The organism is Mycobacterium sp. (assembly GCF_032162105.1).
GTDB lineage: Bacteria > Actinomycetota > Actinomycetes > Mycobacteriales > Mycobacteriaceae > Mycobacterium.
Genome location: NZ_JAVRPS010000141.1, coordinates 1 through 3,951, shown reverse-complemented (window position 1 = coordinate 3,951; position 3,951 = coordinate 1). Strand labels below are relative to the sequence as shown.

Annotated in this window: 3 protein-coding genes; 1 reads left to right on the top strand and 2 read right to left on the bottom strand. The window is 71.1% G+C overall.

What is annotated here, in order from left to right; genetic code table 11:
* The first annotated feature begins 35 nt into the window (after positions 1 to 35).
* On the top strand, positions 36 to 887 hold the full coding sequence (locus tag QOC69_RS06990; RefSeq protein ID WP_526437735.1) for a Vgb family protein: 852 nt from the start codon (positions 36 to 38) through the stop codon (positions 885 to 887).
* Positions 888 to 963: 76 nt separating this feature from the next.
* Here the strand turns inward: QOC69_RS06990 and QOC69_RS06985 are convergent, their stop codons facing one another.
* Positions 964 to 2,400, bottom strand: coding sequence for a neutral zinc metallopeptidase (locus tag QOC69_RS06985; RefSeq protein WP_526437733.1), 1,437 nt, complete (start codon positions 2,398 to 2,400; stop codon positions 964 to 966).
* Positions 2,401 to 2,512: 112 nt separating this feature from the next.
* Positions 2,513 to 3,951, bottom strand: a 1,439-nt coding sequence (locus QOC69_RS06980) for an ATP-dependent DNA helicase (protein WP_526437731.1), incomplete at its 5' end; no start/stop codon positions are given.

Sequence of the window (3,951 nt, the reverse complement as noted above, 5' to 3'; positions counted from 1 at the left end):
GCCGCCGACACTGAGCTGGGCCTCGTCACGCTGGCGTGAGCGGCATTCTGGAAGTCGCGGTCGCAGGCGGGCCGTACGCGCTGGCCGCCGGCTCCGACGGCGCGATGTGGGTGACGCTGGTGCACAGTGGCGGGATCGCCCGCGTGACCGACGGCGGTGGCCTCGACGTGTATCCGGTTGCGCCGCAAAGCAAGCCGTCCATCATCGCGGCAGGTGCCGATGGCGCACTGTGGTTCACCCGCACCGGCGACGACCGCATCGGCCGGATCACCACCGACGGTGACCTGAGCGCGTTCGAGCTGGCAGGCGGCAGCGCGCCGTTCGGGCTGACCGCGGGCCCGGACGGGGCGATGTGGTTCACCGCGATGACGTCGGGCGTGGTCGGCCGGATCAGCCTCGACGGTGAGATCACCGACGTCGCCGCCCCGGGTGGCATGCCGTCGATGATCACCGCCGGGCCCGATGGCGCGCTGTGGTTCACGCTCAATGCGGCCAACGCGATCGGCCGGCTGGAGCCGTCGGGCGAGATGACGGTCCGAAAGGTGCCGACGCCGGGCGCCGGTCCCGTCGGCATCGCCGCGACGCACGACGACGCGGTGTGGTTCGCCGCGATCCTCGCCGACAAGCTCGGCCGCATCCCCACCGACGATGCGATCCAGGAGCTCGACCTGCCCGGCAAGCCACACGCGGTGATCGCCGATCCGACGGGCGGGGTGTGGGTCAGCCTGTGGGGCTCCGACCAGGTGGCCCGGGTGAGCGCCGACGGCGAGGTCGTCACGATCGACCTGCCGTCGGGCAGCGAACCGCACGGGCTGGCCATCGGACCCGACGGTGCGCTGTGGGTGGCGCTCGAGGCCGGCTACGTGTGGCGGCTACCGACCAACTAACCCACCCCCCTTGCGATTTCGGCGCGCAAACCGTCGCTCTGCGAACGTCCGCGCGCCCAAGTCGCCGGGGGGGGGGCTAGTTGAAGCGCTTGAAGCAGCGCGCCTCGTCGCCGAGCACGCCGACGCGGAAGGCGTCGATGCGGGAGAACCCGGACGGCACCGATTCGCCGTTGACGTCGCTGGCGACCAGGCCGTTGACCAGGATGCCCGAGACGGCCTCGTCGACGTCGCCTGCGGTGAGCGCGATGGTGTTGCCGTCGGGGGTGGTGACTTCGTGCGTCATCTTCACCGTCGCCACTCCGGTGAGGCAGGCGGTGCGCAGCGCGGCCTCGGCGTCGTCGAGTGCGACGCCGCCGTGCGCCTTCTGAATGGCCTGCATGTAGCGCGAGACCAGGATCGAGTACGCGGTGTTGTCGCCGGTGACGAGGCCGCCGCCGTCTCCTGCCTCGGACGGCGTGCCGGTCTTCTCCAGCTCGGGCAGGTCGACGATGATCGTGTTGCTCGCCGGGCAGTAGGCCACCGGCGGGGTCACCCTGGCGTCCGGGCAGTTCTGGGATTCGAACGTCAAGGCGGGCGGTTTGGTCGGAGCGAACAGGATGCCCATGGCGTCGAGGATGGCGCGCACCGAGTCTTCGGTGACGGGCAGCTCGCCGGTCTGGTCGTCGGGCAGCAGCACGGGCAGATCGCCGCGGCGCTGGTCGATCTCCTTGCTGTCGATCGCCGCGCAGGACGCCGCACCGTCGGTGAAGCCGAACTGGAACGCCGACACCCGCTCGAACGCCGAGCCGTGTTCGTCCTCGCCGACTTCGACGTCGCTCTCGTTGAGCAGTGGGTCGCGGAAGGCGATCATCGCGGCCAGCAGGTTGTTCAGCCCGTCACCGGTGTTCAGCGTGAATCGCGGCGAGTGTCCCTCGGCGACCCAGCGCATGTAGACCCCGGACAGGCAGTCGGCCTGCTGCTCGGATACCAACGTCGGGGTGCTCGGCTTGACCAGGTCGGCCTGGTGTTGCACCGAGTGGCCGTACTCGTGCGCGAGCACCATCGTGACGGCCATGTCGCCGTTGGCCCTGCGCAGCGACGGCAGCAGTTGGCCGCGGTCCCAGCCGATGGTGTTGTCGTCGAAGCAGTAGCCCGCGTTGACCAGGCCGTACGTGTCGCCGCCGCAGAACTCCCCGTCCAGCCCGTCGGCGTCCCAGGAAACGATCTGGTCGACGGGGGTGAATTCACCGTCGAACGTCTCGGGAAAGACCTGCTGCCAGAATTCCTCGATGTCGCTGACCGCCTGGCGACCGAGTTCGTCGACGCGGCCGTTGTCGGTGCCGATCACGTCGCGAGACGGGGCGGCGGCGTCGTCACGCAAGCCGGTGGGCCCGTCGGTGGCCGGCATCCCCGCCACCCTGAACGGGTCGCTGAACACCGACACCGGGTTGCCTTGCAGCGTCGTCGCGCAGGACGGGACGAGCAGCACCGCGCACGCGGCGATGGCGACGCCTACGACGTGCCGTCGGCTCATGCCGCCGCCTTCCGGGTCCGATCGGCGGCCGGGTCGGCCCGCACTGGTGAATCCGCAGTCAGGATAGTGAACGCTGCGCCCGACGGGCCGACTTCTGATCTCCGCGACGGTCTCAGCTGGATCTGAGGCGCTCAAGGGCCGCGCGGACCCGTGCGGAGTCGGTGGTCGACCAGAACGGCGGCAGCGATGCCTTGAGGAAGCCCGAGTAGCGTGCCGTCGCCATCCGCGAGTCGAGCACCGCGACGACGCCCCGGTCGTCGACTCCGCGCAGCAGGCGGCCCGCGCCCTGGGCGAGCAGCAGCGCGGCGTGGCTGGCCGCGACGGCCATGAACCCGTTGCCGCCGTGCGCCGCGATCGCGCGCTGCCGCGCCGTGATCAGCGGATCGTCCGGCCGGGGGAACGGAATGCGGTCGATCAGCACCAGCGACAGCGACGGGCCGGGCACGTCGACGCCCTGCCACAGCGACAGCGTGCCGAACAGCGACGACTCCTCGTCCTCGGCGAACCGGCGGACCAGGGCCGACGTGGTGTCCTCGCCCTGGCACAGCACCGGGGTGTCGAGGCGCGTCCGCATCGCCTCGGTGGCGGCCTTGGCCGCGCGCATCGACGAGAACAGGCCCAGCGTGCGGCCGCCCGCCGCGGTGATCAGGCCCTCGATCTCGTCGAGTTGTTCGGCGGACCCGGCGCCGTCGCGGCCCGGTGGGGGCAGGTGCGCGGCGACGTAGAGGATGCCGGACGTGGCGTGCGCGAAGGGTGACCCGACGTCGATGCCGCGCCAGCCCGGGTCGTCGTCGCCGGAAAGTCCCCAGGACCGCGCCATCGCGTCGAACGTGCCGCCGACGGTCAGTGTCGCCGAGGTCAGGATCACCGTCGACTGGTCGAAGATCCTGCCGCGCAACAGGTCCGCCACCGACAGCGGCGCGACGCGCAAGATCGCACGGATGGTGCCCGAACGGTTGTCCTCGTGGTCCAGCCACACCACGTCGGTGCGATCGGGGATGGCCGGGCCGAACGACGACAGGATGCGTGACGCGGTGTCGCTGACGTCGGTCAGCGCCGTCACCGCCTCGCTGCGGGCCGCCGCGGCCTTGGGGTCGCCGGGGGCGGTGTCGATGGCCGACCGCACCTTGTCGGCGGCGTCGCGCAGCACCGTCAGGTAGGTGGCCATCTCGTCGTCGAGGCGGTCGATGCGTCCGGGTTCGGCATCGTGGATGGCCGAGGAGAACGTCGCCGACGCGGCTTCGAAGCGTTGCGCGAGTTCCGTTTCCACCAGTCGCGCCGCCCGCCGGTGGGCCACGCCGAGCGCCGTCGCGGACAGTTCCGCGGTCGCCACTCCCGTGACCCGGTCGACGAGTTCGTGAGCCTCGTCGACGATGAGCAGGTCGTGTTCGGGCAGCACGTTGGCCTCGGCGATGGCGTCGATGGCGAGCAGCGCGTGGTTGGTGACGATCACGTCGGAGGTGCCTGCGCGGGCGCGCGCCTTCTCGGCGAAGCAGTCGGTGCCGAACGGGCAGCGCGTGGCACCGATGCACTCGCGTGCCGAGACGCTGA